Source organism: Streptomyces venezuelae (genome assembly GCF_008642275.1).
Taxonomy (GTDB): Bacteria; Actinomycetota; Actinomycetes; order Streptomycetales; family Streptomycetaceae; genus Streptomyces; species Streptomyces venezuelae_E.
In genome coordinates this window covers 2,608,461-2,623,658 of sequence record NZ_CP029189.1, presented here as the reverse complement: position 1 = coordinate 2,623,658, position 15,198 = coordinate 2,608,461, and the positions used below count along the sequence as shown (strand labels likewise).

The window sequence follows — 15,198 nt, the reverse complement described above, 5'->3', positions numbered from 1 at the left end:
TCACACCCACGTCCGGGGACGGAAACGGTTTGCCCGCTCCACCAGTTCGATCCTCTCCTCGCCACGCCGCGCCAGCCGTGCGAGGACGCGGTACGAGCGCTCCAGTCCGAAGCGCAGGCCCCGCTCGTCCAGTTGACTGCCGAGCAGCGAGGTCCGGCCGGGGTCGGAACCCCGGCTACCCGACAGTACCCAGTCCAGGGCCGAGCCCAGAACCTCCGCCCGGAGCCGCTCCTGCCGCTCCGGGTCCAGTCCGAACCGCCGCAGGGCCTCCACCTGGTCCGCGGCGGCCGCCAGGTCGGCCAGCAGCGGCTCCTGCGGGGACCGGTCGCGCAGACGTGCGCGTACGGCTGCCACCCGCGCGGCGGTGTAGTGGATCGACGCCTCGGGTACGGACTCCAGCGTGCGCACGGCCGCGTCCCGGTCCCCGGCGGCCAGCTGGACGCGGGCCAGCCCGAAGGCCGCGCTCACGAAGCCCGGATCGGTGATCCACACCAGGCGGTAGTACTCGGCGGCGTTGTCCAGCTGCCCCAGCACCTCCGCGCACAGTCCGAGGGCCAGCTTCGGCGCGGGCTCGCCGGGGAAGGCGTCGTAGATCGCGTCGAAGGACAGCGCCGCTATCTCGTCGTCACCCGTGGCCAGCGAGGCGATGCCACGGGCCCACACCACCCGCCAGTCGTCCGGATGCCGGGCCTCCAGATCCGCCAGGGTGTGCCCGGCTCCGGACAGTTCGCCCAGCTCCAGACGGGCCCGCAGCTCCCGCAGCCGCAGTTCGGCCGAGTCGGCCGGCGCCGCGCCCAGGGCGCTCAGCAGGTCGTTCGGCGCGGAGGCCAGCAGCCCCGTCAGGAACCCGGCGTTCGGGTCCGCCGCGTCCACCAGCGGTACGGGCAGGGCCAGCGCGGTGTCGCGTGCGTCGAGGGTCGTCGCTCTCGCGGCGGACGGCTCCGGGGACAGGGACACGGGTGCGGTCCCCGCGCCCTGGACCGGAGCGGGCGGAGCGGACCGCGGCCCCGGCACGCTCGTCACACGAGTGGCGGTGGCCCCGATCCCGGCCGCCCCCGCCCCCGGTCCGCCGGCCGCGGGGGCCCACGTACCCGGCATGCCGCCGCCGGCCGCCCCGGGCACGGGCGTGCCACCGGGCGGGGTGCCACCGGCGGCCGCACCGCCCTGCACCGGGGGCAGGGCGGTGCCACCGGGCGCGTGCGCTCCGGCCTCGGCCCGGCGGCGGCCGGTCAGCCCCAGCAGTCCGCCGCTCCACCGGGAGGCGATCGGCCGGCAGCCCAGCCGGGAGACGACCAGGTCGGCCGCGTCGGCGAACAGCCGGGTGTCCGGAACCCGCAACTCCGGGCCGAAGAGGGTCGACAGCTGCGGCCGCGGCCGGCCCGTCTGCAGGGCGACCACCTCCCGCAGCACGCCCGTCAGCTGGTCCGCCATCTCCTGCGCGGACGAGAACCGGCGCCCCGGATCCGGGTCGGTGGCCCGGACCAGCAGCCGGTAGAAGGACTCGTACCGCCGGAACACCTCGATGTGCTCCGGGTCCGGCAGCGAGTCCACGAACACGTTCGTGTAGCCCTGGAAGTCGAAGGTCAGCACGGCCAGCGTCCGCGCCACCGTGTAGAGGTCCGAGGCGACCGAGGGGCCCAGCTCCGCGACCTCGGGCGCCTGGTAGCCCACCGTGCCGTAGATGGCCGACTCCGCGTCGTCCATCCGCCGGACCGCGCCCATGTCGATCAGCTTCAGCTGGTCCTGCTGCTGGATCGCGTTGTCGACCTTGAAGTCGCAGTACAGCAGGTTCCTGCTGTGCAGGTGGCCGAGCGCCTCCAGCGCCTCGATGCCGTAGGCGCACGCCTGCTCCACCGGCAGCGGGTCGCGCCGCCCGTCCGGCCGTCGCCGCTCGTTCGCGATCTCCTTCAGCGATTTGCCGCCGACGTACTCCATGACGATGTACCCGTCCAGCGAACCGGTCCGCTGGTCCAGGTGCTCCACGAAGTTGTAGATCCGCACGATGTTGGAGTGCTCGATCTCCGCGAGGAAGCGCCGCTCCGAGATCGCGGCCTCCATCGCGTCCTGGTCCCCGGTGTCGAGGAGGCCCTTGAGCACCACCCACCGGTCCGCGACCGCCCGGTCCACCGCCAGGTACACCCAGCCGAGGCCGCCGTGCGCGAGGCAGCCCGCCACCTCGTACTGGCCGCGCACCACGTCACCGGAGCGCAGCTTGGGCACGAACGAGTACGGGTGCCCGCACTTCGTGCAGAACCCTTCCGTCCGGCCCGGCCGGTCGCCCCGGGAGCGGCCCACCGGCGCCCCGCAGTCCGAGCGCGAGCAGAACCGCTTGCGCTCCGGCACCTCAGGGTTCTCCAGGACCGCGGTCGAGGGATTCGGGCGCGGCACCTCCGGCACGTTGACCAGCCCGGCGCCCAGCCGGCTGCGGCCCGAGGCCGCCGAGCCCGAACTGCGCACCGACACCGAACGCGCGGACGTCGTCCCCGACACCGAGCGGGACAGCCGACCCGACACCGAGCGGCGGGAGGAGGAGGACCGGGAGGACCGGGCCGAGGCCGAGGACCGTGCCGAGCCGTGGGAGCCCTGCGAGCCCATCGAGCCCCGGGTGCCGCCGGAGCCCAGGGAGCCCCGGGCCGCGCTCGTCATCCCCGTCGGCGGCGACACCAGCTCGTCCGCGCCCGCCGCGACCGAGCCGATCGGCGCGAGTCCGCAGGTGTCGCAGTAGAGCTCGCCGCCGCCCATGTCCTCGTACGCCCCCGGGCAGCCGGGGCGAACGCACGCGGTTCCGATCAGGCTCATGCGTCCTCCTCCCTGGGCCCGTCGGGCCGCTGTTCCTCGTGCCGCGGTGCGTCGGGCCGGTCCTGGGGCGGCCTCAGCGACTCCGCCGTCGCCTGCTGGTAGCGCAGGACGGCCTGCTCGGCGGCCCGCAGGTCGCAGGGCGCGCTCCACAGCATCCGCCGGGCCGTGTCGTACCGCTCGATCAGCAGCGGGTCCTCCGCCATTCCGTGGCGCGCCACCTTCGCCTTGTACGCGTCGAGCCGCCCGCGCAGCTCGGCCCGGACGGCCAGCGGCGCCGTCACGGCGGTCAACGACTCACGAGCCCTGCGCAGTTCCTCCTCGGCGCGCTCCTCCAGCGATTCCAGCAGCGGTGAGAGCCGGTGCCAGCGGGCCTGGCGCCGGTGCTCGGCAGCCGCCGCGAGCTGCTCCTGGAGCACCGTGGGCGGGCCGCTGACCGCGGGCACCTCGGACGCGGCGATCTTCGCCAGCACCTCGCCGCGAGCGGTCCGCGCCTCCGCCAGGGTCCGGTCGGCCCGCGAGAGCACGTCCCGCAGGGCGATCAGCCGCTGCTCCGCGTCCTGCCGTACGTCCAGCACGGCCTCGATCTCCCGGCGTACGTCCTCCAGCGCGAGCGCGGCCCGGTCGTAGCGCCCGGTGTCCGGACGGCCGCCGCCGGGCGCCGAGCTGCCCGTCGCCGGCAGCCAGAAGGCCAGCGGGTCCGCGATCACCTGTGTGCGCAGCTCCGCCAGCTCGGCGGTGATGTCCTCCAGGTCGTCCCCGGAGGGGTGCTCGCCCGGCCGCACGCCCACCGAGTGGGCCAGCGAGCGGGTTCGGTGCAGCTCGGCGGCGAGCAGGTCGATCCGGGCGGGCAGCGCCGACCACACGGCGTCGGCGGCGACCACCACGTCGAGCGAGCGTGCGTACAGGCCGTTCATCCGGGCCACCAGCTCGGCGAGCGAGATCCGTTCCGCCAGTGCGACGCCTTCGGTGGCGGCCCCGGCGATCAGCACCCCGGGCCCGCGCAGCCGCTCGGTCAGCTCGATCAGGTCCTCGCGGTTCGGCCAGCGGCGCCGGTCCCGTACCTCCCGGGCGGCGGTCAGGGCCCCGCTGTAGGCGTCGAAGTACGTCCACAGCCGGGTGATGTCCGCGTCGGCGGCCGTCCACCGCTCCTTGGTGGTCCCGCTGAGCGCGGCGCCCTCCAGCAGGCGGCGCCCCGCGTGGTCCTGGAGGGCGAGCAGCGAGGTCTCGACGGCCTCGTGCTCAGCGCCCAGCCGGGCCAGGGCGCGGTCGACGCCGTCCCGGTCCATCACTGCAGACCCCGCCTCCACCGACTGTGCCTCCGCTTCCGCCGCCGCCTCCGTCCCCGTATCCTGCCCCGCGCCCGGTCCCGTGTCCGAAACCGTCACGGGCCTCAGCCGTCCCGGTACTTGGGTGCCGGAGGCGCCGTCACGCCGGGCAGCACGGGCTGCAGGTGCTTGAGGTAGGCCTTCATCCAGGGGCTGTCACCGCCACCCGCACGGTAGTTGTCCAGCACCTTGTTGACCCGGCGGACCAGGTCCGACGCGTCCTTGTTCATCGCCACCCCGTAGAACTCGCGGGTGAAGGGCGAGCCCACCAGCTGCACCGACGGGTCCTGGGCGGCCTGGCCCGCCGCGAGGGCGTTGTCGGTGATGATGCCGTCGACCTCGCCCAGCTGCAGCCGGACCAGGCAGTCCAGCTGGTTGGCGACGGTGACCGGCACCGAGCCGTACGACTGGGCCTTCAGGGCCGTCTCCGCGGTGGAACCGGCCGCGAAGCAGATCCGCCGGTCCTTCAGCGAGGTGTCGTACCCGGTGATCGGCGAGCCCTTGGGCGCCAGCACCTGCTGCCCGGCCTCGAAGTAGGCCGTCGAGAAGGCGACGTCCTCCAGCCGCTTGCAGTTGATGGTCATGGTCCGGACGACGATGTCGACGCGGCCCTCCTGGAGGGCGGGGATGCGCTGACTGGTCGGGATGGCCCGGTAGATGACCGCGTTCTCGTCGCCGAGGATGTCCTTGGCGATGGCCTTGACCAGGTCGATGTCGAAGCCGTCGAGGCGGCTGCCGTCGGCGGTCTGGTTGCGGTAGCCCCAGCGGAAGCTGTTCTGGTCCACGCCGGCGACGAGCTTGCCGGCCGCCTTGATCCGCGCGATGGCCGCCCCGTCCACGTCGGAGGGGCGCAGGCTCGCCTCGGGGTCCTGGCAGGTGTCGGTGAGGGTCCACGGCGTGGCCGGGGCCGCCGCCATCGAGGCGGGCCTGCGGACCACCGGCCGGCCCGTGTCGGGCGTCGCGTGGGCCAGCGGAAGCAGCACGGCGGCGGCGGTCGTCGCGCAGGCGAGTGCCATCGCGCTCACCCCGCCCCAGCCGCGCAGCCGGCCCGCGGCGCGGCGGATGCCGGAGGCCGCGCCCGCGGCCGCCGCCCGCCGGGCCCGGCGGGCGGTCCGGCCCTCAGGGCCCCCGTGGCTCTGGTTCTCGTGGTTCTCGTGACCTTCGGCGGCCCGCCTCGCCCGTATCCGCATCGCGCTCACCTGTACTCCGAAAGCCGGCGGCCGATGCCGAGCAGGGCCGCTCCCGCACCGATGACCACCAGGACCGCGGCACCCGTCACCAGACCGCCCAGCGCGCCGAGACCGTCCTGGGCGGCCCGGGTGAACTCCCGCTGCTCGTGGGCGACGGCCTGTTCCAGGGAGGCGTCGACCGTGTCGAAGGCGGCGCCGCTGCTCTCCTTGTGCTTCTCGTCGCCGACGACCTGGGGCAGCGCGGCCTCGTAGTCCCCCTTCAAGTCCGCCTCCCGGGCCGCCGCGTGCCGCTGCTTCCACTGCTTCACGCCGTCCGCGGCCCGGCCGACGGGGTCCCGGCCGGCCGCGTCGTCGGCGAGCCGCAGCGCGGTCGCCAGTCCGGCGTCCAGCTGCTTCATGTTGGTGGTGAAGTCCACGTCGTACTTGTCGGACTTCTTGTCCTCGGCCAGTACGGCGCCCCGCGCGATCAGCGTCAGGTTCTCACCGGCCCGCGCCTGCAGGGAGGCGATCCGCGCGTCGTTGAGGACCTTCATCGACTCCTGCCCGTCCGCCCGGGCCTCGCTCAGCGAGGACCGCGCCACCGCCTGCCCGACGGCCAGCCACAGCAGGACCACCACCGACGCGGCCGTCGCGGCCACCAGTCCGTGGTTGAGGACCCGGTTCGTGTGACGGTAGTTGCGCCGCTGTGCCCAGACCAGGGCGGCGACCGCGACCAGGCCCAGAGCGATCGAGGCCAGCGGCCAGGACCGGGCGTCGTCGTGGTCCGTGTAGAGACGCTTGGTCTCCGACTCGTACAGCCGCTGGGCGGCCGGCAGCAGCTGGGTGGTCATCTGCTCGTTGGCGTAGCGGAGGTAGGCGCCGCCCAGCGGCAGACCCTGCCGGTTGGTGGCCCGGGCCTGCTCGATCAGGCCGGTGTAGCGCGGGAGCTGCTCGCTCAGCACGGTGATCTGCCGGCGGGAGTCCTCGTTGCCGCCGGTGTTGGCGGCCGCGCTCACCAGCAGCCTGGAGGCGTTGGCGATGTCCTTCTCGTACCGCTGGCGGACCTCCCGCGGCTCCTGGGCCCCCAGGAGGAACCCGCTGGAGGAGGTCGTGTCGGCATCCGCCAGGGAGCGGTAGATGCTCGCGGCGTCCGCGCTCAGCGGCTGGCTGCGGCCCACCACGTCGTCGGCCGCCGCGGCCCGGTCGGAGATCTCCCAGACGCTCACCGCGCCGAACAGCACGATCAGGGCGGCCAGTACCGCGCCGATGATCCGCAGCCGGCCCGGTTCGGTGGTCGCCGCCTCACGCAGCCGCTCCACACCCTCGGCCCAGGCGGTGCCCCGCCGGTGCGGCCCGCCGGGCGTGGGCGCCGACGGCCCGGCGGACGGCACGGAGCCACCGCCCCCGGGCGCGGGCGCGCGTGATGTGATCGCCACCGTGACCTCCCCCTCGGTCCTGTCGTCCTCCAGCCGACGCTGGGAGGTACCCCCTGCGCAGCAGTATGGCCGTAGTGCCGGTCGACCACAGCACCCGGTGCTGGATCCAGGGCGATCCGTCCCTGGGGGCCCCCTTCGTCGCCCCTTCACCGTCAATACGTCCGTATGGCCGCCACGGTTCCAGACCGGAGGACTTCCGGGGCGGGTTCAACCGAAATGGGCACGGAGTTTCCGGTACGCCGGGGGAGCGGATCCGAGCGCGTCCAGACCCAGCAGGGCGGCACCGAGCACGGGCGGCGCCGTGATCACGGAGATCCGGGCGCGCGGAGCCCGTTCGGCGAGGCCCGCCGCGATCCGGTCGTTGAGCTGCGGGTGACCGGCCGCCAGCACGCTGCCGCCCAGCACCACCGGTACCTCCTGCTCCAGCAGGCCCAGGCGTTCCAGCGCCACCGACGCCATGGCCGTCACCTCGTCCGCCTGCCGGTGCACCAGCGACAGCGCCACCGGGTCCCCGGCGGCCGCCACCGCGAACAGCACCGGGGTCAGTTCGTGCCGCCGCGCGAGCGGGACCCGGCCCAGGTGCATCGCCTCGATCAGCGAAGCCATGGACGCGTGGCCGAAGTGCGCGGGCAGCGCCCGGGCCAGCTCCGTCGGCCCGCCCCGGCCGTCCTCGGCCCGGGCCGCGCACCACAGGGCCTCCTCGGCCAGTCCGCCCCCGCCGCCCCAGTCGCCGGAGATCCGCCCGACCGCCGGGAAGCGCGCGGTCCGCCCGTCGGGGGTCATCCCGACGCAGTTGATGCCCGCCCCGCACACCACCGCGACCCCGCACGGGCCGGCGCCCGTCGGCAGCCCGGAGCGCAGCAGCGCGAAGGTGTCGTTGTGCACGGCCGTCGCACGGCCCCAGCCGCGGCGCTCGATCTCCCGTGCCAGCTCCCGTTCCTCCACCGCGAAGTCGGCGTTGGCCAGGCACGCCGACACCCGTTCGGCCCACGGCCCGGCCGCGGGGTCCGCGCGCAGCCCGGCGTCGGCCATCGCCTCGGCCAGCACGTCGACCGCCGCGGCCACCCCCGTGCGCGGCGGCTGGAAGCCCCCGGCCTGGCCGGAGCACAGCACCGAGCCGTCCGGGGCGAGGAGCGCCACGTCCGTCTTGCTGTTGCCCGCGTCGATCGCCAGTACCGAGGGGAGGGTCACGCCCATGGCAGGTGCTCCTTGTTGTGCGCGAGGAGCCGGTCGGTCAGCCCTTCGGCCAGGTCGAACTGCCCGATGAGCGGGTGCGCCAGCAGCGCCTTGAAGACCCGCTCGCGCCCGCCGCGCAGGGCCGCGTCCAGCGCGAGGTCCTCGTACGCGCTCACGTGCGAGATCAGCCCCGAGAAGAGCGGGTCGAGCCGGGGCACCGCCAGCGCGGAGGCGCCGGATCCGTCGACACGGGCCTGCACCTCGATCACCGCGTCGTCCGGCAGGAAGGGCAGCGTGCCGTTGTTGTACGTGTTGACCACCTGCACGGCCGGTCCGCCGTCGCCGAGGAGGGAGGCGGCCAGGTCCACGGCGGCCTCGGAGTAGAAGGCCCCGCCCCGCTTCGCCAGCAGCGCCGGCTTCTCGTCGAGCGTGGGATCCCCGTACAGGGCCAGCAGTTCGTGTTCCATCGCCGCGACCTCGGCGGCCCGCGAGGGCTTGGTCCCGAGTTCCCGGACGACCTCGTCGTGGGCGTAGAAGTAGCGCAGGTAGTACGAGGGCACGACGCCGAGCCGGTCCAGCACCGCCCGCGGCAGCCGCAGGTCCCCGGCGACGGCCTCGCCGTGCGCGGTGAGCAGCCCCGGCAGGAGGTCCTCGCCGTCCGGGCCGCCCCGGCGCACGCCCGTCTCCCAGGTGAGGTGGTTGAGGCCCACGTGGTCCAGGTGGATGTCGGCCGGTGCCAGGTCCAGCAGGGCCGCGAACTTCCGCTGGAGGCCGATGGCGACGTTGCACAGTCCGACGGCCTTGTGCCCGGCCCGCAGCAGGGCCCGGGTGACGATGCCGACCGGATTGGTGAAGTCGATGATCCACGCGTCCGGGCTGGCCCGCCGGACCCGCTCGGCGATGTCGAGGACCACCGGGACCGTGCGCAGCGCCTTGGCGAGCCCGCCCGCGCCCGTGGTCTCCTGGCCGACGCAGCCGCACTCCAGCGGCCAGGTCTCGTCCCCCAGCCGGGCGGCCTGTCCGCCGACGCGCAGCTGGAGCAGTACCGCGTCGGCCCCGGCGATGCCCGCGTCGAGGTCGGAGGTGGTGGTGACGCGGCCCGGGTGGCCCTGCCGGGCGAAGATCCGCCGGGCCAGGCCGCCGATCAGCTCCAGGCGTTCGGTAGCCGGGTCGATCAGCACCAGCTCCTCGACGGGCAGGGTGTCGCGCAGCCGTGCGAACCCGTCGACCAGTTCGGGGGTGTAGGTGGAACCGCCGCCCACCACTGCGAGTTTCATCGTCAGCCTTTCACGCCGGTCAGGGTGACTCCCTCGACGAACGCCTTCTGAGCGAAGAAGAAGAGGACGATCACCGGGGCCATGACCAGTACGGTCGCGGCCATGGTCAGGTTCCAGTTGGTGTGGTGCGCCCCCTTGAAGGACTCCAGTCCGTAACTGAGGGTCCAGGCGGCGGGGTTGTCCGAGGCGTAGATCTGCGGGCCGAAGTAGTCGTTCCAGGCGCAGAAGAACTGGAAGAGCGCGACGGCCGCGATGCCGGGCCGGGCCATCGGCAGGACCACGCGCAGCAGGGTGCGTATCTCGCCGCAGCCGTCGACGCGGGCGGCGTCCAGGTACTCGTCGGGGATGGTCAGCAGGAACTGGCGGAGCAGGAAGACGGAGAAGGCGTCGCCGAAGGCCATCGGGACGATCAGTGGCCACAGGGTGCCCGACAGGTCGAGCTGCCTGGCCCAGAACAGGTACATGGGGATGACCACCACCTGCGGCGGCAGCATCATCATGGCGATCACGAGGAGCAGCGCGAGCCGCCGCCCGCGGAAGCGGAACTTGGCGAGCGCGTACGCGACGGGCACGGAGGAGACCACGGTCAACAGGGTGCCGAGTCCGGCGTACAGGAGCGTGTTGCGCCACCAGGTCAGAAAGCCCGGGGTGTGCCACACCTTCGCGTAGTTGCCCCATTCCCAGGTGTCCGGCCACAGGTCGCGGGTCAGTGCCTGCCGGTCGCCCATCAGGGAGGTGAGCAGGAGGAAGACGAAGGGGAGGACGAAGAAGAGGGCGGCGGCCACACCCAGCGCGTGCACCCCGACCCAGTGCAGGGCCGCCCTGGAGGATCTGCGGCCGGCGTGTGCGCTGCTCATCGATCCGCTCCGATCAGACCGCCACGGCGCCGCATCAGGAGCGCGGTGAAGGCCATGGAGAGGGAGAACAGGACGAGCGCGACGACACACGCGGTGCCGTAGTCGAAGCGCTGGAACCCGAGGTTGTAGACGAGCTGGGGGAGCGTCAGGGTGGACTTGTCGGGATAGCCCGGCTCGAACTGCTGTCCCGAGCCGCCGATCACCCCGGCCGCGACCTTCCCCGCCACCAGCGGCTGGGCGTAGTACTGCATGGCCTGGATGACCCCGGTGACCACGGCGAACATGATGATCGGCGCGATGTTGGGAAGGGTGATGTGCCGGAACCGCGCCCAGGCGCCGGCCCCGTCCAGCTCCGCGGCCTCGTACTGCTCCTTCGGTACGTCGAGCAGCGCGGCCATGAAGATGACCATCAGGTCGCCCACCCCCCACAGGGCGAGGGCGGTCAGGCCCGGCTTGGACCAGTCGGCGTCGGTGAACCAGCCGGGGCTGGGCAGCCCCACCGCTTCCAGCAGGGTGGCGACGGGGCCGGTGCCGGGGTTGAGCAGGAAGACGAAGGCGAGGGTCGCGGCGACCGGCGGGGCCAGGTAGGGCAGGTAGAACAGGGTCCGGAAGACCCCGGCCCCGGTCTTGATCTTCGTGATGAGCAGGCCGATGCCGAGGCCGAAGGCGACCCGGCAGGTCACCATCACCAGGACCAGCCACAGAGTGTTGCGCATGGCCGGCCAGAAGAGCGGATAGTCCGTGAAGACGTAGCTCCAGTTGTCCAGGCCGTTGAAGGCCGGCTGCCGGAAGCCGTCGTACCGGGTGAAGGAGAAGTACAGGGTGGACAGCAGCGGGTAGAGGAAGAAGACGGCGAAGCCGATCAGCCAGGGGGACATGAAGGCCGCGGTCCGCAGGGCGGAGCGCCGCCGCTTCGACCGCAGGGGGTGGGCGCCGGTCACCGTGCTACTTCGCCTTCGCGATGTCCGTGTCGATCTGCCGGTCGGTCTTGGCGAGACCGGCCGGGATGTCGCCGACGTCGCCCTTCTCGACGGCGTACGCGAAGTCCGTGAAGGTCAGCTGGTAGGTGCCGCCGTCGGCCTTGGCCGGGGTGGTGCTGGACTTCGGGTGCCGGGCGATGTCGAGGAAGGTCTTGGACTCCGGGGTCACCTGGAGGTCCGGGGACTCCAGGGCGGCGAACGTGGACGGGATGTTGTGGATGGCGTTGGCGAAGGCCACCACCGCCTCGGTGTCGGTGGTCATGTACTTGACCAGCTCCCAGGCGGCGTTCTGCTTCCTGCTCCCCGCGGCGATGCCCATGATCGTGCCGGAGAGGTAGCCCTTGCCGTAGTCGGCGGCCTGCTCGTCGGGGACGGGCAGCGGCGCGGTGCCGATCTCGAACGTGACGCCGGCCTCCTTCGCCATCGCGGCCCGCCATTCGCCGTCGATCTGCATGACCACCTGGCCGGTGTGGAAGGGGTGCTCGGAGCTCCACTCGTCCCCGAAGGTGCTGCGGAACCGCTCCAGCTTCTCGTAGCCGCCGAGCTTGCCCACCAGGTCCTTCTGCGCGGTCAGCATCTTCGCGAAGGCCGGGTCAGCGGCGAGCCCGGACCTGCCGTCGGGGGTGAAGTAGGTGGGGCTCCACTGGGCGGCGAGCCGCATCGGGGTGGTCTCGTAGCCGTGGAAGGTGGGCATCAGGCCGACCCGTTCGTACGAGTCGCCCTTGGGCGTGGTGAGCTTCTGCGCGACCTCGGCGAACTGGCTCCACGTCTTCGGGGGCTCGGTGATTCCGGCGGCCGCGAAGGCGGTCTTGTCGTAGACGAGGCCGTACGCGTCGTGCAGCAGCGGCAGCGTGCACTGGTTGCCCTCGAACTCCGTGTACTCCAGGAGGGTCTTGGGGAAGACCTTCGTCTTGTCCATCCCGGACTTCGCGAGGAAGGGGTTCAGGTCGGCGAAGGCGCGGGAGTTGCAGAACTTGCCCACGCTGTCGGTGGTGAAGGAGGAGACCACGTCGGGAGCCTTGTCCCCGCCCGCCCGCAGCGCCTGGTTGATCTTGTCGTCGGTCATGTTGCCGGTGACCTGGACCTTGATGTTCGGATGCGCCTTCTCGAACCGGGCGATGTTGTCCTCGATCGCCTTGGCCTCGCCCGGCGCGGACCAGCCGTGCCAGAAGGTGAGGGTGACGTCCGCCTTCGGATCGTCGGAGGCGGTGTCCGCGCCCTGGCCCGTACAGGCCGTGGCGAGGGCGGATATCGCGGCGAGGACGGCGGTCGCGGTGGTCAGGCGTCCGGTTCTGGGCATGGCGGGGCTCGCTCTCTCTGGAGGAACTTCCGTGGGGGGTGCCGGTGGGTGTGGCGGTGGGGCGTGCGGGGTGCGCGGGTGTGCGGGCGTGCCGTGTGGGGGTGCCGGGGTACGGGGAGGAGTGCGACGGCGGGCGCCGGGCGGTCAGCCCGAGGTGTCGAACACCTCGTCCCGGGTGGCGGCCAGCGCGCTCTCCAGTGCGCCGTGCAGGACGGGCCGCTCCCGGACCTCGCCGGGGACCAGCCGGGGCCGGGACGGGGCCAGTTCCGCGAGTTCGGCCTCCAGCAGCGCGCGCAGCGGCTCGCCGCCCGCGCTGATCGCCGCCCCGGACAGGACCACGATCTCCGGGTCCAGCACGGCGACGACCGAGGCGAGACCGGTGGCCAGCGCGGTCGCGTACGCCTGCAGGAACCGCAGGTGCGCTCCCTCCGGGGCGGCGGCGGCCCGCGTGAGCAGGGCGACCGCGGCGGCGACCTCCGGCCCGTGCGGTGCTCCGGGAGCCCCGGGCGCACCGGGGGCGTCCGCCGGTTCCACGCCCAGTTCGGCGGCGAGCCGGGGCAGTCCCTCCACACCGGCCAGCTCCTGGTACCCGCCGGAGTTGGCCCGGGTGACCTGCCGGACCAGGGGCCGGCCCGGCACGGGCAGGAAGCCCACCTCGCCGGCGCCGCCGGTCCAGCCGCGGTGCAGCCGGCCGCCCAGGACCAGGGCGGCGCCCAGGCCCTCCTCGTTCCACAACAGGACGAAGTCCTCGTGGCCGCGGGCGGCGCCGAGCCGCTGTTCGGCGACGGCGGCGAGGTTGACGTCGTTCTCGTATTCGACGGGCATCGGCAGGGCCGCCGCCAGCTCCTCCAGCAGGGTGGGGGAGTGCCAGCCGGGGAGGTGGCTGGCGTAGCGCAGGCGACCCGTCTGGGGGTCGAAGGCGCCCGGTGTGCCGATGACCACCCGGCTCAGGTCGGTGCGGGTCAGTCCGGCCGCCTTGACCGCCTCGCCGAGGGCCTCGGTCACCTGGTCGACGGCTTCCGCGCCCTCGGTGTAGGGGACCTCGTGGGTGGCGACCACCGTGCCGGTGAGGTCGGCGACGGCCGCCAGCACCCGCTCCGGGGTGACGTCGAGACCGCCGACGTAGGCGGCCCGGGGGTTGATCGCGTAGAGCTGGGCGCTGGGGCCGGGACGGCCGCCGTCCGTGCCGGTGGCCACGACCAGCCCGACCGCTTCGAGGCGGGCGAGCAGCTGGGAGGCGGTGGGCTTGGACAGCCCGGTCAGGTGCCCGATGCGGGTCCGGGACAGCGGGCCGTGCGTCAGCAGGAGTTCGAGTGCGGCCCGGTCGTTCATGGCGCGCAACAGGCTGGGCGTTCCGGGCGTGGCGGCGGGCATCGAGCGGCTCTCCCTCACCGAGGTGATCTGTTAGGTAAGTTTCCTATCACCTGCTGAAGTGTGTCAATGCCGCTGCCCCGCAGGCTGTGTCGTTTCACGAACGACCTGCGGGGCAGCGGGGGCGTCACGGGCGAGCGGGGCCCGTGCGGCGTACGGCTACTTGGTGATCCGGGGGCCGGCCGGCGGCGGGATCGGGGCGGTGGCCAGCGACTGCGGTGAGGCCGGGTTGGCGAGGGCGGACGGCGCGGCGACCGAGGCCGAGGGGTCCGCCGGGGCCTCCTCGTCCTCCTCCGCGGCCGGAACGCCGCCGATGATCCGGATGCCCGCGGCGTCGAAGGCCTCCTTGATCCGCCAGCGCAGCTCCCGCTCCACCGCGAACTGCTGGCCGGGCATGGTCTTGGCGGACACCTTCACGGTCATCGAGGCGAGCAGCACCTCGTCCAGGCCCAGGACCTCCACCGGACCCCACAGGCGCTCGTCCCACGGGGACTCCTTGGCCATGGCGTCGGCGACCTGCTTGACCACCTCGCGGATCCGGGACAGGTTCTCCGAGGGCCTGACCTGGACGTCCACCCCGGCGGTCGCCCAGCCCTGGCTGAGGTTGCCGATCCGCTTGATCTCGCCGTTGCGCACGTACCAGATCTCGCCGTTGTCCCCGCGCAGCTTGGTCACGCGCAGCCCGACCTCGATGACCTCGCCCGAGGCCACACCCGCGTCGATCTTGTCGCCGACGCCGTACTGGTCCTCCATGATCATGAAGACGCCGGACAGGAAGTCCGTCACCAGGTTCCTGGCACCGAAACCGATCGCCACACCGGCCACACCGGCACTCGCCAGCAGCGGGGCCAGATCGATCTTCAGCGCGGCCAGGACCATGAGCGCGGCCGTACCGAGGATCAGGAACGAGGCCACCGACCGGAGCACCGAGCCGATCGCCTCCGAACGCTGGCGCCGCCGCTCCGCATTGACCAGCAGCCCGCCCAGAGCGGTGCCCTCCACCGCCTCGGCGCTGGTGTTCATCCGGGTTATGAGCTTGGTCAGGGCCTTGCGGACCGCCGAGCGGATCACCGCCGCTATCACGACGATCAGCAGGATCCGCAGACCGATGCTCAGCCAGGTGGCCCAGTTCTGCTCGATGAAGCTGGCGGCCTCGGTGACGCTCTCCTGCGCCTCCTTGACCGATGCGGGCGCGTCCGGAACGTCGGCTGCCAGTGGCAGCAGGGCGGCGGGCCAGGGCACGACGGGAACCTCCAGGTCTAGCGGTCTGCCCGCGGAACCGGGGGACCCCCGGACGGATCCGGGGACATGCGGGACAGACCAACCACACTAACGGGGCAATCCCTTCACCTTGGTGCCGTGTTCGAGGGAGAGACCAGACTCACCTGGGGATGACTGACTGTGGTTGAAAACACCTCGGACCCGTTACGGGCGAGTGGTGGCGTTTCGACCAGCCGTAAGGAGAGACTGGAGAGCAGATCGTCCCGGCGCGAGCCACGCGCCGCCGA

The 15,198-nt window shown here is 73.0% G+C and carries 11 protein-coding genes; all 11 read right to left on the bottom strand.

Annotated features, from left to right (window positions below):
• Positions 1-2,799, bottom strand: a complete 2,799-nt coding sequence (locus tag DEJ51_RS11230; RefSeq protein WP_223835758.1) for a serine/threonine-protein kinase — start codon at positions 2,797-2,799, stop codon at positions 1-3.
• Positions 2,796-4,085: a hypothetical protein gene (locus DEJ51_RS11225; protein ID WP_223836162.1), complete on the bottom strand. Its 1,290-nt coding sequence runs from the start codon at positions 4,083-4,085 to the stop codon at positions 2,796-2,798. The genes DEJ51_RS11230 and DEJ51_RS11225 overlap by 4 nt, the downstream gene beginning before the upstream one ends.
• A gap of 104 nt (positions 4,086-4,189) precedes the next feature.
• Positions 4,190-5,314 carry a glutamate ABC transporter substrate-binding protein gene (locus DEJ51_RS11220; protein WP_150257471.1) on the bottom strand — a complete coding sequence of 375 codons (1,125 nt, stop codon included), beginning with the start codon at positions 5,312-5,314 and terminating at the stop codon, positions 4,190-4,192.
• A gap of 5 nt (positions 5,315-5,319) precedes the next feature.
• On the bottom strand, positions 5,320-6,729 hold the full coding sequence (locus DEJ51_RS11215; protein WP_411757300.1) for a hypothetical protein: 1,410 nt from the start codon (positions 6,727-6,729) through the stop codon (positions 5,320-5,322).
• 207 nt (positions 6,730-6,936) lie between these two features.
• On the bottom strand, positions 6,937-7,926 hold the full coding sequence (locus DEJ51_RS11210) for an N-acetylglucosamine kinase (protein ID WP_150257470.1): 990 nt from the start codon (positions 7,924-7,926) through the stop codon (positions 6,937-6,939).
• On the bottom strand, positions 7,917-9,182 hold the full coding sequence (locus tag DEJ51_RS11205; protein ID WP_150257469.1) for a 6-phospho-beta-glucosidase: 1,266 nt from the start codon (positions 9,180-9,182) through the stop codon (positions 7,917-7,919). Before DEJ51_RS11205 ends, DEJ51_RS11210 begins: the two co-directional genes overlap by 10 nt.
• A gap of 2 nt (positions 9,183-9,184) precedes the next feature.
• Positions 9,185-10,039, bottom strand: coding sequence for a carbohydrate ABC transporter permease (locus DEJ51_RS11200; RefSeq protein WP_190620317.1), 855 nt, complete (start codon positions 10,037-10,039; stop codon positions 9,185-9,187).
• Entirely contained in the window at positions 10,036-10,917 is an 882-nt protein-coding gene (locus DEJ51_RS11195) for a carbohydrate ABC transporter permease (RefSeq protein WP_150261828.1), read from the bottom strand. Before DEJ51_RS11195 ends, DEJ51_RS11200 begins: the two co-directional genes overlap by 4 nt.
• A 67-nt stretch (positions 10,918-10,984) precedes the next feature.
• Positions 10,985-12,319, bottom strand: coding sequence for an ABC transporter substrate-binding protein (locus tag DEJ51_RS11190; RefSeq protein ID WP_150257467.1), 1,335 nt, complete (start codon positions 12,317-12,319; stop codon positions 10,985-10,987).
• A 144-nt stretch (positions 12,320-12,463) separates the two neighbouring features.
• Positions 12,464-13,693, bottom strand: coding sequence for an ROK family transcriptional regulator (locus DEJ51_RS11185; RefSeq protein WP_150257466.1), 1,230 nt, complete (start codon positions 13,691-13,693; stop codon positions 12,464-12,466).
• 156 nt (positions 13,694-13,849) lie between these two features.
• On the bottom strand, positions 13,850-14,932 hold the full coding sequence (locus DEJ51_RS11180) for a mechanosensitive ion channel family protein (RefSeq protein WP_223835757.1): 1,083 nt from the start codon (positions 14,930-14,932) through the stop codon (positions 13,850-13,852).
• Between the last annotated feature and the right edge of the window lie 266 nt (positions 14,933-15,198).

What these genes read in the sequence shown, in the direction of transcription:
- DEJ51_RS11225 (WP_223836162.1), bottom strand. Translation starts at nt 4,085, where the DNA reads ATGGACCGGGACGGCGTCGACCGCGCCCTGGCCCGGCTGGGCGCTGAG.
- DEJ51_RS11195 (WP_150261828.1), bottom strand. Translation starts at nt 10,917, where the DNA reads ATGTCCCCCTGGCTGATCGGCTTCGCCGTCTTCTTCCTCTACCCGCTG.
- DEJ51_RS11210 (WP_150257470.1), bottom strand. Translation starts at nt 7,926, where the DNA reads ATGGGCGTGACCCTCCCCTCGGTACTGGCGATCGACGCGGGCAACAGC.
- DEJ51_RS11230 (WP_223835758.1), bottom strand. Translation starts at nt 2,799, where the DNA reads ATGAGCCTGATCGGAACCGCGTGCGTTCGCCCCGGCTGCCCGGGGGCG.
- DEJ51_RS11190 (WP_150257467.1), bottom strand. Translation starts at nt 12,319, where the DNA reads ATGCCCAGAACCGGACGCCTGACCACCGCGACCGCCGTCCTCGCCGCG.
- DEJ51_RS11220 (WP_150257471.1), bottom strand. Translation starts at nt 5,314, where the DNA reads ATGCGGATACGGGCGAGGCGGGCCGCCGAAGGTCACGAGAACCACGAG.
- DEJ51_RS11200 (WP_190620317.1), bottom strand. Translation starts at nt 10,039, where the DNA reads ATGAGCAGCGCACACGCCGGCCGCAGATCCTCCAGGGCGGCCCTGCAC.
- DEJ51_RS11185 (WP_150257466.1), bottom strand. Translation starts at nt 13,693, where the DNA reads ATGCCCGCCGCCACGCCCGGAACGCCCAGCCTGTTGCGCGCCATGAAC.
- DEJ51_RS11205 (WP_150257469.1), bottom strand. Translation starts at nt 9,182, where the DNA reads ATGAAACTCGCAGTGGTGGGCGGCGGTTCCACCTACACCCCCGAACTG.